Here is a 15506-nt window from a genome sequence, read left to right as displayed (position 1 = left end):
CACCCCCCGCCCACCCGCAGGCGGGGCACCGCGCGGTGGCGCCCGGCCGCGGCGCGCCCGCCTACAGCGTCTACAACGGCGCCCACGCCGGCGCCGCCTACGTGTCGGGGGCGCCCTCGGGCCGCCACGCCGCCGGGGCCGCGCCGCCGCCCGCCTCCGGGCACGACCCCGACCCCGCCCTGCTCACCGACGCCCTGGCCGGGCTGGCGGTCCGCGACCTCACCATGGTGGAGTCCCTGCTCGACATCGTCGGCGCGCTGGAGGACTCCACCGAGGACCCCGACCTGCTGGCCAAGCTGTTCGAGATCGACAACCTCGCCACGCGCATGCGCCGCAACGGCGAGAACCTGCTGGTGCTGGCCGACCAGGAGAGCGACGACTCCGGCGTGGAGCCGGTCGCGCTGCTGGACGTCGCCCGCGCCGCCACCTCCGAGATCAAGAACTACAGCCGGGTGCACCTGGGCCGGCTGCCCGAGAAGTACGTCGCCGGCGAGGCCGCCGACGACATCAGCCACCTGCTGGCCGAACTCCTCGACAACGCCACCAACCACTCGCCCGACCACTCCCAGGTGGTCATCAGCGGCCAGCTCATGGCCGACGGCGGGCTGCTGCTGGTGGTCGAGGACGAGGGCATCGGCATCCCGCCCGAGCAGCTCGCCGACCTCAACAACCGCCTGGCCGGCACCCCGGTGCTGGACAAGCGCGTCATCCGGCACATGGGCCTGTACGTGGCCAGCCGGATCGCCCACCGCCACGGCCTGCGGGTGCAGCTTGAGTCGCGGGCCTTCCGCGGCCTCAACGCCTACACGGTCATCCCCGCGAACCTGATCACGGCCTACGGCCCCCGGCCCGAGCCCGTGGTGCCCGGACCCTCGCGGATGATGCCCGCGCTGGCCCCCCAGCCGGCGGCCCACGGCGCGCCCCCGCCCGGCGGGCCGCGCCGCAGCGGCGGCACCTCCGCCGTCACCGCGGCCGGGCTGCCCCGCCGCAGCGCCGCCCACGCCTCGCCGCTGCGGGTGCTGCCCACCCCGGCCCAGGACCCTCCGCCCCCGGCGGGCGGCGGCGACCGGGGCCGCGACCGAGCCGAGCGCATCCGCGACGACCTCGACGGATTCATCCAGGGCGAGCGCGCCGCCACCCGCGACACCAACCGCGCGGAGTGAGCGTGCTCCGACCCTCCGACCGACACCGCACGCCGCGGCGCCGCCCCTTCGGCCGCGCCGGTGCCGACCTCGTCACCCATCCGCCTAGCAAGGGGCTGGAACTGCCATGAACGACCAGATGAGCGTCACCGCAGAGAACTTCGCCTGGCTGATCTCCAACTTCGTCAACGACGTCCCGGGCGTGGACCACGCGGTCGTCGTGTCCTCCGACGGCCTGGTGCTCACCTCATCGCGCGACTTCCCCGAGGAGCACGCCGAGCAGTTGGCCGCCATCGCCAGCGGCATGCACAGCCTGGCGGTGGGCGGGGCCAAGCTGTTCGCCAAGGGGGAGTGCGAGCAGCTCATCGTGCGGATGCAGCACGGCCACCTGTTCGTGATGTCGATCAGCGACGGCTCGTGCCTGGCGGTGCTCAGCGCGCCCACGGCCGACATGAAGATCGTCGCCTACCAGATGACCCGCCTCGTGGAGAACGTCGGGCACGCGCTCACTCCGCAGTTGCGCTCCGAACTCCGCGAAGTGATCGGGAACTAGGCGCCGGCGGCCGTCCAGGCTGGAGCTGAATCATGAAGAGGTTGCCACAGTTATGAGCTACCGCAAGCGCAGGGGTTCGCGCATCCGCCCCTACACCTTCACGGGCGGGCGGACCCGGTCGCGCCACCCGCTCATGGTGCAGACGCTCGTCTCGACCGCGGATCCCAGCAACGATCCGCCCGCCAAGCTGATGCCGGAGTCGCAGCGCATCTACGTGCTGTGCCGGGAGACGCGCTCGGTGGCCGAGGTCTCCGCCGAACTCAAGATCCCGCTGGGGGTGGCCCAGGTCCTGCTGAGCGACCTCGCGGAGCTGGGTCTCGTCTACATCCACCCGACCATCACGGGCAACAGCCCGTCTGAGAACCAGGTACTGGAGAGGGCGCTCCGTGGTCTCGAACGACTATTCCAGTGACATCCCGACCAAGATGTCGACCAAGATCGTCATCGCCGGAGGATTCGGAGCGGGCAAGACCACGCTGGTGGGCTCGGTCTCGGAGATCCCGGCGGTGACCACCGAGGCCGTCATGACCGAGGCGAGCATCGGGCACGACGACATCTCGGCCACCCCCCACAAGGTCACCACGACGGTGGCCATGGACTTCGGCCGGATCACGGTCGACCAGCAGCTCATCATGTACATGTTCGGCACGCCCGGCCAGACCCGGTTCTGGTTCATGTGGGACGACCTGGTGCGCGGCGCCGTGGGCGCGGTCGTGGTGGTTGACTGCCGCCGGCTGGCCGAGAGCTTCGAGGCGGTCGACTACTTCGAGACCAACCGGCGCATCCCCTACATCGTGGCCCTCAACCGGTTCGACGGCCAGTTGGAGTACACCACCGAGCAGGTGCGCGAGGCGCTGGAGGTCAGCCCCAGCGTGCCGATCCTCGACTTCGACGCGCGCGACCGGTCCTCGGGGGGCACCGTGCTCAAGACGCTGCTGCGCTACGCCCTGTCGACCAACGCCGCCGCCGCGCCCGTGGGGTGACCACCGCGAGGGCGGGCGCCCCGGCGGTCCCTCCCGCCCACTCCCGAGAAGGAAAACTTTAGATGCGCAAGATCCTCATCGTCGGCGCGGGGCACTCGGGCCTCCACCTGGCCCACGGGCTGCTCAACCACGGATACGACGTCACGGTCATCACCGGGCAGACCTCCATCGAGATCCGCACCGGCCGGCCCGCCGTCACGCAGCTCACCTTCCCCACCGCGCTGGAGTACGAGCGCGAGCTGCACCTGGACTTCTGGAGCGCGCAGGCGCCCCAGGTGGAGAAGTTCAAGATCCACCTCTACCCGCCGGGCGGCGACCCGCCCATCCAGCTCACCGGGCGCACCGGCCGGGCCGACCAGTACACGGTCTCCATCGACCGGCGGGTGAAGATGGCGGACTGGCTGGAGTACTTCGAGGACTCCGGCGGCAAGGTGGTCATCCACGGGGTCACCCTCAGCGACCTCGACTACTTCTCCCGGATGTTCGACCTCATCGTGGTCGCCGTGGGCCACGGTGAGCTGGGCGCGCTGTTCGACCCCGACCCCGGGCGGTTCACCGGGGCGCGCCCGCGCGTGGTGGCCCAGGCCAACATCTACGACGTGGCGGCCGACCCCGGCGAGGACGAGACCATCGGCTGGGCGGCCTCCACCGCCGAGGCCGGCAACATGATCCTGACGCCGTTCCTGACCTCCGAGGGCCCCTGCCACTCGCTGTTCCTCGGCGACAAGCGCGGCGGCCCGATGGACGCCTGGCCCGACCGGCCGCGCCCCGAGGAGCAGTGGCGGCGGATGCGCGACCTGCTCAGCAAGTACGCGCCCGACTACTACGAGCGGGTGCGCGACGCCTCGCTGGTCGACGGCAACAGCACGCTGGTGGAGCACCTGACCCCGCAGGTGCGCAACCCGGTGGGCGTGCTGCCCTCGGGCGGGCTGGTGCTGGGGATCGCCGATGTGGTGATCACGATGGACCCGTTCGTGGGGCAGGGCTGGAACCACTCCACCCGGTGCGCCCGCAGCTACCTGGCCAGCATCGTGGAGCACGGCGACCGGCCCTTCGACGCCAAGTTCCTCACCGACGCGTTCGAGCGGTTCTGGGAGTACGGCCTGCCCGTGCAGCACTGGGCGGCGATGAACTCCGGGCTGTGGGAGCAGCCGCTGCCCGAGCACTTCACGGAGATGCTGGCCGGCGCCACGGCCTACCCGGAGATCGGCGACCGCTGGATCCAGGGGTGGGACTACCCGCCGGACTACCAGAACTGGCTGTACGACCCGGTGAAGGCCCGCGCCTACATCGCCCAGGTTGCGGCGGCCAACAAGCACCGATAGCGCGCAGCCGAAACACCGTCACCACGCCGTCCGGCCCGGTCTCCCCACGCGGGGAAACCGGGCCGGACGGCTCTCGTGTACCACTGGTTACTCCCTCGGCGGGTGATTTCCGCGAGAAATGCGGAAAACGATCTTCGCCTCCGGTGAATTTCGCAATGCTATTGCTCTGCTTATAGGTGGGAGTTACGATCTCTGTGTTGTTGCCGCCAAAGCGACACATGTTTCCATTGGGGCGAACATCCCTTTTGGCGGCTGCTCGGCAAGATCCCCCTTCTCTACCTCCGGGGCCTGATATGGCACAGGACGCGCGTTACGCTGACCAGCCCGCCCGACGCATTCCCCCCGAGGGGTGCCCGGCCCGCCACGGGCGCACGCGCGGCGGGGCGGCAGCCCGCGCGCGGGGCCGCGCCGGCCGCGGCTGACCGAGCGCCGCGCCACCGGCCGTAACCGCGCGCTGACGCGGACGAGGCCATTCCGGGGACGAAATTGCGGCGTTCCCGGCGCATCCGGTGGCGGAAAAGAGGAATTCACGGCGCGCCGCCGCGGGCGGCGCGGTCGACCGACCATGGGCGGGGTGGGGTGACATGGCGCAGCGCCGTGCGGAGGGCGCGCGGGACACCGCGGTGATCGCGGTGGTGGGCATGGCCTGCCGCCTGCCCGGCGCGGACCACCCGCAGGCGCTGCGCCGGCTGCTGGCCGAGGGGCGCGACGCCATCACGGCGCCGCCGCCGGGGCGCGCGGCGGGCGCGGGCGGGCACCACGGCGGGTTCGTGGCGGCCGACGCGTTCGACCCCGAGCCGTTCGGCGTCGCCCCCGTCGAGGCCGCGGCCATGGACCCGCGCCAGCGGCTGCTGCTGCACCTGGCCTGGGAGGCGGTCGAGGACGCGCGGATCGCCCCGCAAACCCTGCGCGGCAGCCGCACCGGCGTGTTCGCCGGCACGATGGGCGACGCCCCCGAACCGCCCGGGGGGACCACCCGCCGCACGCTCACCGGGTGCGGCCGGGGGGTCGTCGCCAACCGGGTGTCCCACGCGCTGGACCTGCGCGGGCCCAGCATCACCGTCGACACCGGGCAGTCGTCGTCGCTGGTGGCGGTGCACCTGGCCATGGCGAGCCTGCGCCGGGGCGAGACCGACGCGGCGCTGGCCGGAGGTGTGCACCTCAACCTGACCTCGGCGGCGGCGCGCCGCGAGGAGCTGTTCGGGGCGCTCTCGCCCGACGACCGGTGCTTCACCTTCGACGCCCGCGCCAACGGGTACGCGCGCGGCGAGGGCGCAGCGGTGGTGCTGCTCAAGCGGCTGGCCGACGCCCGGCGCGACGGCGACCGGGTGCACGCGGTGCTGCTGGGCGGCGCGGTCGCCCACGACGGCGCCACCGAGGGGCTGGCGGCGCCCGGGCGCGCGGGCCAGGCCGAGGCGATCCGGGGGGCGCTGCGCGACGCGGGGCTGGCGCCCGGTCGGGTGGACTACGTGGAGCTGCACGGCACGGGCACGCGCGCCGGCGACCCGGTGGAGGCGGCGGCGCTGGGCGAGGTCATGGGGGCGGCGCGGGCAGTGGGAGACCCGGGCGAGGCGGACGACCCGCTGCGGGTGGGGTCGGTCAAGACCAACATCGGCCACCTCGGCGCGGCCGCCGGGATCGCGGGGCTGCTCAAAGCGGTGCTGGGGGTGGCGCACGGGGAACTGGTGCCCAGCCTCAACTTCGCCGCGCCGCACCCGCGCGTCCCGCTGGCCGAGCTGGGCCTGCGGGTGCAGGTGGCGGCCGAGCCCTGGCCGCACCCGGGGCGGCCGCCGGTGGCGGGGGTGTCGTCGTTCGGCATGGGCGGCACCGACTGCCACGTCATCGTCGCGGCGCCGTGGTGGAAGTCGGAGGAGGCAGGCGAGGAGAAGCCAGGCGAGGCGCAGGTCGGGGAGGGGGAGGTCGGTGAGGGGGCGCCCGCGCGCGGCGCCCGCCCGGCTGCCCCGGAACCCGAGTCCGCGTGGGACGGCCGGCACCGGGCGTTCGTGATCTCGGCGGCGAGCGCGGAGGCGCTGGCCGCCCAGGCGGGTCGGCTGCGCGGGCACGTGGCGGAGCGCCCGGGGCTGCGGCCCGGCGACCTCGCGTTCTCGCTGGCCGCCACGCGCACGCCCCTGGCCCACCGCGCCGGGGTGGTGGCCGAAGGGCGTGCGGAGCTGCTGACCGGGCTCGCCGCCGTCGAGCGGAGCGCGCGGGCGCCCGGTGTGCGGCGCGGCCGGGCGGTCGCGGGACCGGTGGCCGTGCTGTTCCCCGGGCAGGGCACCCAGTACGCGGGGATGGGGCGGCGCCTGCACGCCGAGGCGCCGGCGTTCGCCGCCGCCTTCGACGCGGTGTGCGCGGAGCTGGACCCGCTGCTGCCGCGTCCGCTGCGTGAGGTGCTGTGGGCGGCCGAGGGCACGGCGGAGGCGGCGTTGCTGCACCGCACCGGGTTCACCCAGCCCGCGCTGTTCGCGGTGGAGGTGGCGCTGTACCGGCTGGTGGAGTCGTGGGGGGTGCGCCCGGCGCTGGTGGCGGGGCACTCGGTCGGCGAGATCAGCGCGGCGCACGCGGCCGGGCTGCTGGGGCTGGCCGACGCCTGCGCGCTGGTGGCGGCGCGGGCGCGGCTGCTGGACGCCCTGCCGGAGGGCGGGGCGATGGCGGCGGTTGGGGCGTCGGCACAGGAGGTCGGCGAGCTGGTGGCGGCGGCACCCGACCGGGTGGCGCTGGCGGCGGTCAACGGGCCGCAGGCGGTGGTGGTGTCGGGGGAGGCGGCGGCGGTCGAGGAGGTGGCGCGCGTCCTGGCCGCGCGGGGGCGGCGCACGCGGCGGCTCGCGGTGAGCCACGCGTTCCACTCGCCGCTGGTGGAGCCCGCGATGGCGGGGCTGCGCGCGGCGGCGGAGGGGCTGGCGGTGGGTCCGGGGGAGGGGCCGCTGCTGGTGTCGGGGCTGACGGGGGAGGTCGCGGGGGCGGCGGAGCTGGGCGCACCCGACCACTGGGCGCGCCAGGCGCGGGAGCCGGTGCGCTTCGCCGACTGCGTGTCGGCCCTGCGGGCGCGCGGGGCGGCGGTGTTCTGCGAGCTGGGACCGGGCGGCACGCTGACGGCCCTGGCCCGCACGGTCCTGGAGGCGGCCCCGGACGGGCGGGGCGCGGCGTTCGTCCCGGGGCCGCGCGCGGAGACGGAGGAGCGCGCGGCGGCGGAGTACGCGGCGGGGCTGTACACGGCGGGAGTGGACTTGTCCTGGCGCGCGGTGCCGGGCACCGACGGCGAACGGGTGGACCTGCCGACGTACGCGTGGCGGTACCGCTCCTTCCCCCTGGCCGCAGAGGAGGAGGGAGCCGCCGGCAAGGAGGGGGCCGAGGCGGCGGCGCGGGGGACGAGGGGAGCGGCGGCGGGGCCGGCGGTCGCGGACCACGGCGTGGGTACGCCTGTGAGCATCGCCGGGACGGCGGGGCCGGACGCCTCGGCGGGGGAGCACGCTGTAGAGGGCCGGGCGGGCGCGGTCGGGGCGGTCAACGCGGTCGGCTCGGACGGTGTCTCTAGCGGGGCCGCCGGGGCGGCGGCGCGGCGGCGGTTGCGGGAACTCGTGCTGTCCCAGACCGCCGAGATCCTGGGGTACGAGTCGGCCGACGCCGTCGACACCGGGCGCAGCTTCCACGACATGGGGTTCGACTCCGTGATGGCGGTGGAACTACGCGACCGGCTCGGCGAGGCGCTGGCGCGGTCGCTGCCCGCCACCCTGGTGTTCGACGCGCCAACGCCCGACCTGCTGGTGGAGCGGCTGCGGGACGGCGGTGGCGGCGGTGGCGGCGCGGGAGGCTCGTCGGCACGGGCCACCGCGCCGAAGCCGGCGCGCCCCGGCCCCGGCCCGGACCCGGTGGCGATCGTGGGCATCGGGTGCCGGTTCCCCGGCGGCGTGGCGTCGCCCGAGGAGCTGTGGCGGCTGGCGGAGGCGCAGGGCGACGGCACGTCGGAGTTCCCGGCGAACCGGGGCTGGGACATCGCCGCCCTGCTCGGCCGGGGACCGGGCGGCGACGAGGGGCCGGAGCGGCCGGTGCGCTCGGCGGTGGGCCGGGGCGGGTTCCTGCACGACGCCGACCTGTTCGACGCCGGGTTCTTCGGGCTGAGCCCGCGCGAGGCGCTGGCCATGGACCCGCAGCAGCGGCTGGCGCTGGAGACCGCGTGGGAGGCCCTGGAGCGGGCGGGCGTCGACCCCGGGGCGCTGCGCGGCGGCCGGGTGGGCGTGTTCGTCGGCGCGACGGCGCAGGACTACGGCCCGCGCATGCACTCCCCGGCGGCCCGCAACGCGGCGGGCCACCTGCTCACCGGTACCACCGTGAGCGTGGTGTCGGGGCGCATCTCCTACGTGCTCGGGCTCAATGGGCCGTCTGTCACCGTCGACACCGCGTGCTCCTCGTCGCTGGTCGCGGTGCACCAGGCGGTGCAGGCGCTCCGGCGCGGGGAGTGCGACCTGGCGCTGGCGGGCGGGGTCGCGGTGATGGCCGCGCCGGGCATGTTCACCGAGTTCAGTGCCCAGGGCGGGCTCGCGCCGGACGGCCGCTGCAAGCCGTACACGGCCGCCGCCGACGGCACCGCCTGGGGCGAGGGCGCGGGGATCGTGGTGCTGGAGCGCCTGAGTGACGCCGTGCGGCGGGGCCGGAGTGTGTGGGGGGTGGTGCGGGGCAGCGCGGTGAATTCGGACGGCGCGAGCAACGGTTTGGCGGCGCCCTCGGGGCGTGCGCAGGAGGCGGTGCTGCGTGCGGCGCTGGCTGACGCCGGGGTGGACGCCTCGGCCGTCGGCGTGGTGGAGGGCCACGGCACGGGGACGGTGCTGGGCGACCCGGTGGAGGCCGGTGCGCTAGGTGCGGTCTACGGGCGCGCGGGCGGGGTTGTGGTGGGGTCGGTGAAGGCCAACATCGCCCACGCCCAGGCGGCGGCCGGGGTTGCGGGGCTGGTCAACCTGGTCGGAATCGTCGGCCGAGGCGTCATACCGGCCCTGCCCGGCGCGGAGCGGGGGCTGTCACCGCTCGTCGACTGGGACCGTGCGGGCCTGGGCGTGGTCACCGGCGGCCCGCGTCAGTGGAGCGGCGTGTCCGGAACCCGGGTCGGCGCGGTGTCGTCGTTCGGTATCAGCGGCACCAACGCCCACCTGATCCTGGAGCAGCCCCCCGCCGCCCACACCCGGGACTTCCCGGCCGGCGACCCGCACGACCCCACTTCCGCCGCCCGCATCACCACCTCGCCCTCACCCGCCGGAAGGAGGCCGCACACGACCCCGCGCAACGGCTCTTCCGCCGCGACAGTCGAGGGATCCGGTGCGGCCGGTGCCTCTGCGGCTTGCGAGTCGGCAAGCGCCGGGCCGCGTGGCACAGCGGGGAAAGGCGGGCGGTCCGCCGGCGGCGAGAGCGCCGGGACGCTGACGGCCGCCCCGCACGCGGACCGGGGCCGGGACCGCGCGTGGGAGATCGGCGGCCGGATCGGAGCGCTTGAGGCGGAGCGGCCAAGCTCGGTGGCGTCCATCCGCACAGCGGGCGCCGATGAGACCCCGGCGGACGCCGCCACAGGCGCGTCCGAAACCCGCAGCGGCGCCGCCCCCGCCCCCGCGCATCCGGTGGCCTTCTCGACCGACCTGGTGCCCTGGGTGGTCTCCGCCGCTGCGCCCGAGGCGGTGCGGGACCAGGCCGTCCGGTTGCGGGCCGCTGTGCTGGCGGATCCCGACGCGCGGGCGGTGGACGTCGGGCATGCGCTTGCCACCGGCCGTGCGCGCTTCGCGCACCGGGCGGTGCTCCTCGGTCGGGGGCGCGACGACTTCCTCGGCGGACTGGCCGCCCTCGCCCGCGACGAAGACGGCGACGCGCGGCTCGTCCGGGGCCGCGCCGACCTTCCGGCCCGGCCCGTCCTCGTCTTCCCCGGCCAGGGCTCCCAGTGGCCCGGCATGGGCCGCGACCTGCTGCGCGGCTCCGCCGCCTTCCGCGCATGCGTCGCCGAGTGCGAACGGGCGCTGGCCCCCCACGTCGACTGGTCGCTGACAGCGGTGCTGGAGGGCCGCCCCGACGCCCCCGGGCTGGAGCGGGTCGACGTCGTGCAGCCGGTCCTGTGGGCGGTCATGGTGGGGCTGGCGCACGTGTGGCGGTCGGTGGGCGTGGTCCCGGCGGCCGCCGTGGGGCACTCCCAGGGCGAGATCGCCGCCGCGTGCGTGGCGGGCGCGCTGTCGCTGGAGGACGCCGCCGCCGTCGTGGCCCTGCGCAGCCGCGCCGTGCGCGACCTCGTGGGCGGCGGCGCCATGGCCTCCCTCGCCGAGCCCGCCGAGCGCACCGGTCGGCGCGACGCGGTGCGCTCGGGCGCGGTGCACGTCGCGGCGGTCAACGGCCCCTCGGCCACGGTCGTCGCCGGGGAGCCCGACGCGGTGGCCCGCCTGGTCGCGGCCGCCGAGGCCGAGGGGGTGCGCGCCCGTGCCATCGACGTCGACTACGCCTCCCACACCCCCCACGTGGCGGCCGCCCGCGAGCGCATCACCGCCGACCTGGCCGCGATCAGCCCGCGCGACGGGGACGTGCCGCTGTTCTCCACGGTCACCGGCGGCCCCGTGGACGGCTCGGCGCTCGACGCCGGCCACTGGTACGCCAACCTGCGCGAACCCGTGCGCTTCGGCGCGGCGGTGCGGGCGCTGGCCGGGGCCGGGCACCGCATGTTCGTGGAGTGCGCGCCGCACCCCGTGCTCACGGCCGCCGTCGAGGACGGCCTGGCCGAGGCGGGGGTCGAGGGCGCGGCCCTGGGCACGCTGCGCCGCGACGACGGGGGCGCCGACCGGTTCCTCACCTCGGCCGCCCAGGCGCACGTGCGCGGCGCGGACGTCGACTGGACCCCGTTCCTACCGGCGGCGGCGCGGGCGGGCGCCGTGCGCCTGCCCACCTACGCCTTCCAGCGGCGGCGCTACTGGCTGGCGGCCGCCGAGGAGACCGCCGACCCCGCGCACCTGGGCCAACGCGGCACCGGGCACCCGATCGTCGGCGCCGCCGTGGACCTCGCCGAGGGCGGGGGAGCGGTGTGCACGGGGCGGGTGTCGGTGCGGGACCTGCCGTGGCTGGCCGACCACGCGGTCAACGGCCGGGTGCTGCTGCCGGGTGCGGCGTTCGCCGAGATCGCCGTGCGCGCGGGCGACCACGTGGGCTGCCGGGTGCTGGAGGAGCTGGTCCTGGAGGAGCCGCTGGAGCTGCCGGGGCCTGACGACGGCGGCGCGGCGGTCCACGTGCAGGTCGCGGTGGAGCCACCCGACGAGGACGGCCGCCGCCGCCTCACCGTCCACTCACGCCCCGATGCCGACGCCGACGACGCCGCCCACCCATGGCAGCGCCACGCCACGGGCGTCCTGGCCGTGGGACCCGAGGCCGGGCCGTCCGTGGGCACCGCCTTCCCTGGGGGGCGGGATACGGAAGCGGAGGCGCCGGGGGCCGAGGGCGCCCCGCCCGGCGGTCGGCGCGGGGGGCACGGCCGAGGCGCCGCACCCGCAGAGGCGGCGCACCCGGCGCACGGCGACCAGGCGGCTACCGCCCGAGATGAGGCTTTGGGGTGCGGCTCCGCTGCGGTCGACGGTGGCGGCGGCGGGAATCGGCAAGGGCCGACCGAGGGCTCGCGGGGCGATGGGGGTGGCGGTGCGGCCGGGCACGCGTCTGCCCCGTCGCGTCCAGCGGTCGAGGATGCCGTCGGCGGACTCCCCGGTCGTGAGAAGGCGGCGAGCCCGGCACAGGGCGCCGCCGGGCTCGGCAGCGACGGCGGCGCGTCCGGGCGGGGGCGGACCGGAGGTCGACGGGAGGACCGCGACGGCGGCGCCTCCGGCGCGCCGGGGAGCGCCGAGGCCGGGATGCGGCGCCGTACGGGTGGCGGCTCCGTCGGCGAAGCCGATGCCGTGGGCACCGGCGCCGCCGCCGTGCCCGACGCCCCGCCTTTCTCGGGAACCGGGGGAGGGGAGTGGCCGCCTGCGGGTGCGCAGTCCGTGGACCTCGCCGACGGCTATGCGCGGCTGGCGGAGCGCGGGCACGGGTACGGGCCGGGGTTCCGGGGGCTGACGGCGCTGTGGCGCTGCGGTTCCGGGTTCGCGGCCGAGGTGGCGCTGCCCGAGCCGCTGCGCGGTGACGCCGGGGCCTTCGGGCTGCACCCGGCCCTGCTCGATGCCGCGCTGCACGCGCTGCTGCTGGCCGACCCGGCTGAGGGCGCCCGGTTGCCGCATGTCTGGAGTGGGGTGCGGCTGCACGCCGCCGGGGCCACCGACCTGCGGGTGCTGTTCCGCGTCGCGGACCGCGAGCGCCAGGACGGCGGCCCGGCCGGGAGCGCGGCGGCGCTGACCCTGCTCGACCCCTCGGGGGCGCCCGTGGCCACCGTCGAGCGGGTGACGCTGCGCCCGCCGCCCGCCGCCCCGGACGGTGCCGCCTCCGCCGACCTGCACGTCGTGGAGTGGCGGGAGGTGGAGGACCCCCCGCCGCCCGCGTCCGGCCCCTGGGCCGTCGTGGCCGCGCCGCACCCCGTGGCGAGGGCGGTGACCGGGTTCGCACCGTGGGGCGGACCCGGCGACGCCACGATGACCGCCGACGCGCCGGACTGCGCCCGCCCCGGGGACCGCGCCAACTCTGGACGCCTCCATCATCAGGGCTCCGCCGGCTCCGTCCTGGGCGGCGGCGTCGCCGAGGGCGCCGAGCTTGCCGATGCTGGCCGCTCCCGTCGCGGCGGCTTCGCCGCCGACGGCCGCTCTGCCGAACCCGCTGCGCCCGCCTGCTCCGGTCGCGACGGCTCGGCCGAGGGAGGCCGGCCCTCCGACCCCGCTGTCCCTGTCGACGGCGCCGATCCTGTCGGTCCTGGCCGCACCCGTCGCGGCGGCGTTGCCGAGGGCGCCGAGCCTGCCCGCTCCGGACTTCCCCATCACGACGGCTCCGCCACCCTCGCCTTGGGCGGCGGCGTCGCCGAGGGCGCCGAGCCTGCCGATGCTGGCCGCTCCCGTCGCGGCGGCGTCGCCGAGGGCGCCGAGCCTGCCGATGCTGGCCGCTCCCGTCGCGGCGGCTTCGCCGCCGACGGCCGCCCTGCCGAACCCGCTGCGCCCGCCTGCTCCGGTCGCGACGGCTCGGCCGAGGGAGGCCGGCCCTCCGACCCCGCCGTCCCCGTCGACGGCGCCGATCCTGTCGGTCCTGGCCGCTCCCGTCATGGCGGCGTTGCCGAGGACGCCGAACGTGCCCGCCCCGGCCGTCCCCGTCGTGACGGCTTACCCGAGGGCGGCCAGATCGCTGACCCCGCTGTCCCCGCCGACCATGCCCGCCCCGGCCGTGCCCCTCGCGGCGGCTTCGTTGACGGTGGCCGGCCCGCTGACCTCGGCGAACCCGCCGACCCCGCCGAAGTGGATCGCCTCCACCAGGGTGCCGACACGACCGACGCCGCCGACATCGCCTTTCGCGGCCTTGCCGACCTGCGTCTGGCTCTCGACGGCGGGCTTCCACCGCCCGCTGCCGTGGTGGTCCACTGCGGTGCCGGGCCCGACCTCGATCCCCGGCGGGCCGCGCACGCCGTGGCGCGCCGGGTGCTTGACCTCGCGCAGTGGTGGGTGCGCGACTCCCGGCTCGATGCCTCCCGGCTGGTCCTGGTCACCCGGGGGGCGGTCGCCGCCACCCCCCGGGACCGGCTCGACGGGCTGGCTCAGGCACCCGCGTGGGGGCTGCTGCGCAGTGCGCAGGCCGAGCATCCCGGCCGGTTCGTCCTGGTGGACGACGACGGGCACACCCCCTCCCCCCGCCTCCTGCGCCGGGCCGTCGCCACCGGGGAACCCCAGGTGGCGCTGCGCGCCGGTCGGCTGCTCACTCCCCGCGTGGCACCGGCCCCCGCACCCCTGGCGTTCCCGCCCGGCCCCTGGCACCTGGCGGCCGGGGCCGGAGGCAGCGCCGCCGACGTCGCCCCCCTCCCCGCCCCCTGGGCGGCCGAGCCCCCGCCGCCCGGCCACGTGCGCGTCGCCGTGCGGGCCGCCGGGCTGAACTTCCGCGACGTGGTCGTGGCCCTCGGCCTGCTCCCCGATGAGACCGGCATGGGCATCGAGGGCGCCGGCGTGGTCACCGCGACCGCGCCCGACGTCGCCGACCTCGCCCCCGGCGACCGCGTCCTGGGTGTGTTCGACGCCGCCTTCGGCCCGGTCGCCGTCGCCGACCGCCGCCGCCTCGTACGCATCCCCCCGCGCTGGTCGTTCGAGCGCGCCGCCGCCGTGCCCGTCGTCCACCTCACCGCCTACCACGGCCTGGTCACCCTCGCCGGCCTGCGCGCCGGCGAGACCGTGCTCGTCCACGCCGCCGCCGGGGGCGTGGGCACCGCCGCCGTCGCCCTGGCCCGCCACCTGGGCGCCGAGGTGTTCGCCACCGCCTCGCCCGCCAAATGGCCGCTGCTGCGCGCCATGGGCCTGGACGACGACCACATCGCCTCCTCCCGCGACACCGCGTTCGCCGGCCGCTTCCGCGCGGCCACCGGCGGGCGCGGCGTCGACGTGGTGCTCAACGCGCTCGCCGGGGAGGCCGTGGACGCCTCCCTGGGCCTGCTCGCCGAGGGCGGCCGGTTCCTGGAGATGGGCAAGACCGACCGGCGCGACCCGGCGCGGGTGGCCGCCGCCCACCCCGGGCGCCGCTACCTGCCCTACAGCCTCCCCGACCTGCCACCCGAGGACGTCGGCCGGATGCTCGCCGAGGTGCTGGCACTGTTCGAAGACGGCGGCCTGGGCGGCACCGCGCCGCCGCCCCCGCACCGGCGCGCCCTCGCCGACGCCCCGGCGGCGCTGCGCGACCTCCAGCGGGGCGCCACGGCGGGCAAGACCGTGCTCATCCCGCCGCGCCCGCTCGACCCCGCCGGAACGGTGCTGGTCACCGGCGGCACCGGCACGCTCGGGGTGCGCCTGGCCCGGCACCTGGTCACCGCGCACGGCGCCGGGCGGCTGCTGCTGGCCGGGCGCGGCGGCCCCATGGCGCCGGGCGCGGCCGAGGCGATGGCCGAGTTGACCGCGCTGGGCGCCGAGGTGGAGGTGCGCGCGTGCGACGTCGCCGACCGCGCGGCGGTGGCGGCCCTGCTGGCGGCGGTCCCGCCCGACCGGCCGCTGACGGCGGTGGTGCACGCGGCCGGCGTGCTGGACGACGCCACCCTCACCGCGCTGACCCGCGAGGGCCTGGACCGGGCGCTGGCCGCCAAGGTCGACGGCGCCTGGCACCTGCACGAGCTGACCGCCGAGGCCGACCTGGCGGCGTTCGTGCTGTTCTCCTCGGCCCTGGGCGTCCTCGGCGCGCCGGGCCAGGCCAACTACGCCGCCGCAAACGCCTTCCTCGACGGCCTCGCCCACCACCGCCGCGCGCGCGGCCTGCCCGCGACGTCGCTGGCGTGGGGCCTGTGGGCCGAGCGCAGCGGGCTGACCGGGCGGCTCGGCGCCGCCGGGACCGCGCGGGTGCGGCGCTGCGGGCTCGTGCCGATGCCCACGGTCCGGGCGCTGGACCTGTTCGACGC

6 protein-coding genes are annotated in these 15506 nt (G+C 76.9%); all 6 read left to right on the top strand.

Annotated elements, in window-relative coordinates:
• Nucleotides 1–1163 (top strand): sensor histidine kinase (locus LG943_RS25615; RefSeq protein WP_270074938.1); only part of this gene is annotated, 1163 nt, incomplete at its 5' end.
• A 106-nt stretch (nucleotides 1164–1269) separates the two neighbouring features.
• Nucleotides 1270–1695 carry a roadblock/LC7 domain-containing protein gene (locus LG943_RS25610; protein WP_270071030.1) on the top strand — a complete coding sequence of 142 codons (426 nt, stop codon included), beginning with the start codon at nucleotides 1270–1272 and terminating at the stop codon, nucleotides 1693–1695.
• A 52-nt stretch (nucleotides 1696–1747) separates the two neighbouring features.
• Nucleotides 1748–2107, top strand: a complete 360-nt coding sequence (locus LG943_RS25605; protein WP_179770277.1) for a DUF742 domain-containing protein — start codon at nucleotides 1748–1750, stop codon at nucleotides 2105–2107.
• A 13-nt stretch (nucleotides 2108–2120) separates the two neighbouring features.
• Nucleotides 2121–2678: a GTP-binding protein gene (locus LG943_RS25600; protein ID WP_270071029.1), complete on the top strand. Its 558-nt coding sequence runs from the start codon at nucleotides 2121–2123 to the stop codon at nucleotides 2676–2678.
• 62 nt (nucleotides 2679–2740) lie between these two features.
• The gene (locus LG943_RS25595) at nucleotides 2741–4003 is read left to right on the top strand and encodes a styrene monooxygenase/indole monooxygenase family protein (RefSeq protein ID WP_270071028.1); all 1263 of its coding nucleotides are present in this window, start codon (nucleotides 2741–2743) and stop codon (nucleotides 4001–4003) included.
• A gap of 584 nt (nucleotides 4004–4587) precedes the next feature.
• A partial coding sequence (locus LG943_RS25590) for a type I polyketide synthase (protein WP_270074937.1) occupies nucleotides 4588–15506 on the top strand: 10919 nt, incomplete at its 3' end.

Source organism: Streptomonospora mangrovi (assembly GCF_027604915.1).
Lineage (GTDB): Bacteria > Actinomycetota > Actinomycetes > Streptosporangiales > Streptosporangiaceae > Streptomonospora > Streptomonospora mangrovi.
This window is presented reverse-complemented; position numbering and strand designations above follow the sequence as displayed.

Bases quoted from the DNA above. Each gene is read 5' to 3' on its own strand.
- LG943_RS25610 (WP_270071030.1), top strand. From the start codon at position 1,270: ATGAACGACCAGATGAGCGTCACCGCAGAGAACTTCGCCTGGCTGATC.
- LG943_RS25605 (WP_179770277.1), top strand. From the start codon at position 1,748: ATGAGCTACCGCAAGCGCAGGGGTTCGCGCATCCGCCCCTACACCTTC.
- LG943_RS25600 (WP_270071029.1), top strand. From the start codon at position 2,121: ATGTCGACCAAGATCGTCATCGCCGGAGGATTCGGAGCGGGCAAGACC.
- LG943_RS25595 (WP_270071028.1), top strand. From the start codon at position 2,741: ATGCGCAAGATCCTCATCGTCGGCGCGGGGCACTCGGGCCTCCACCTG.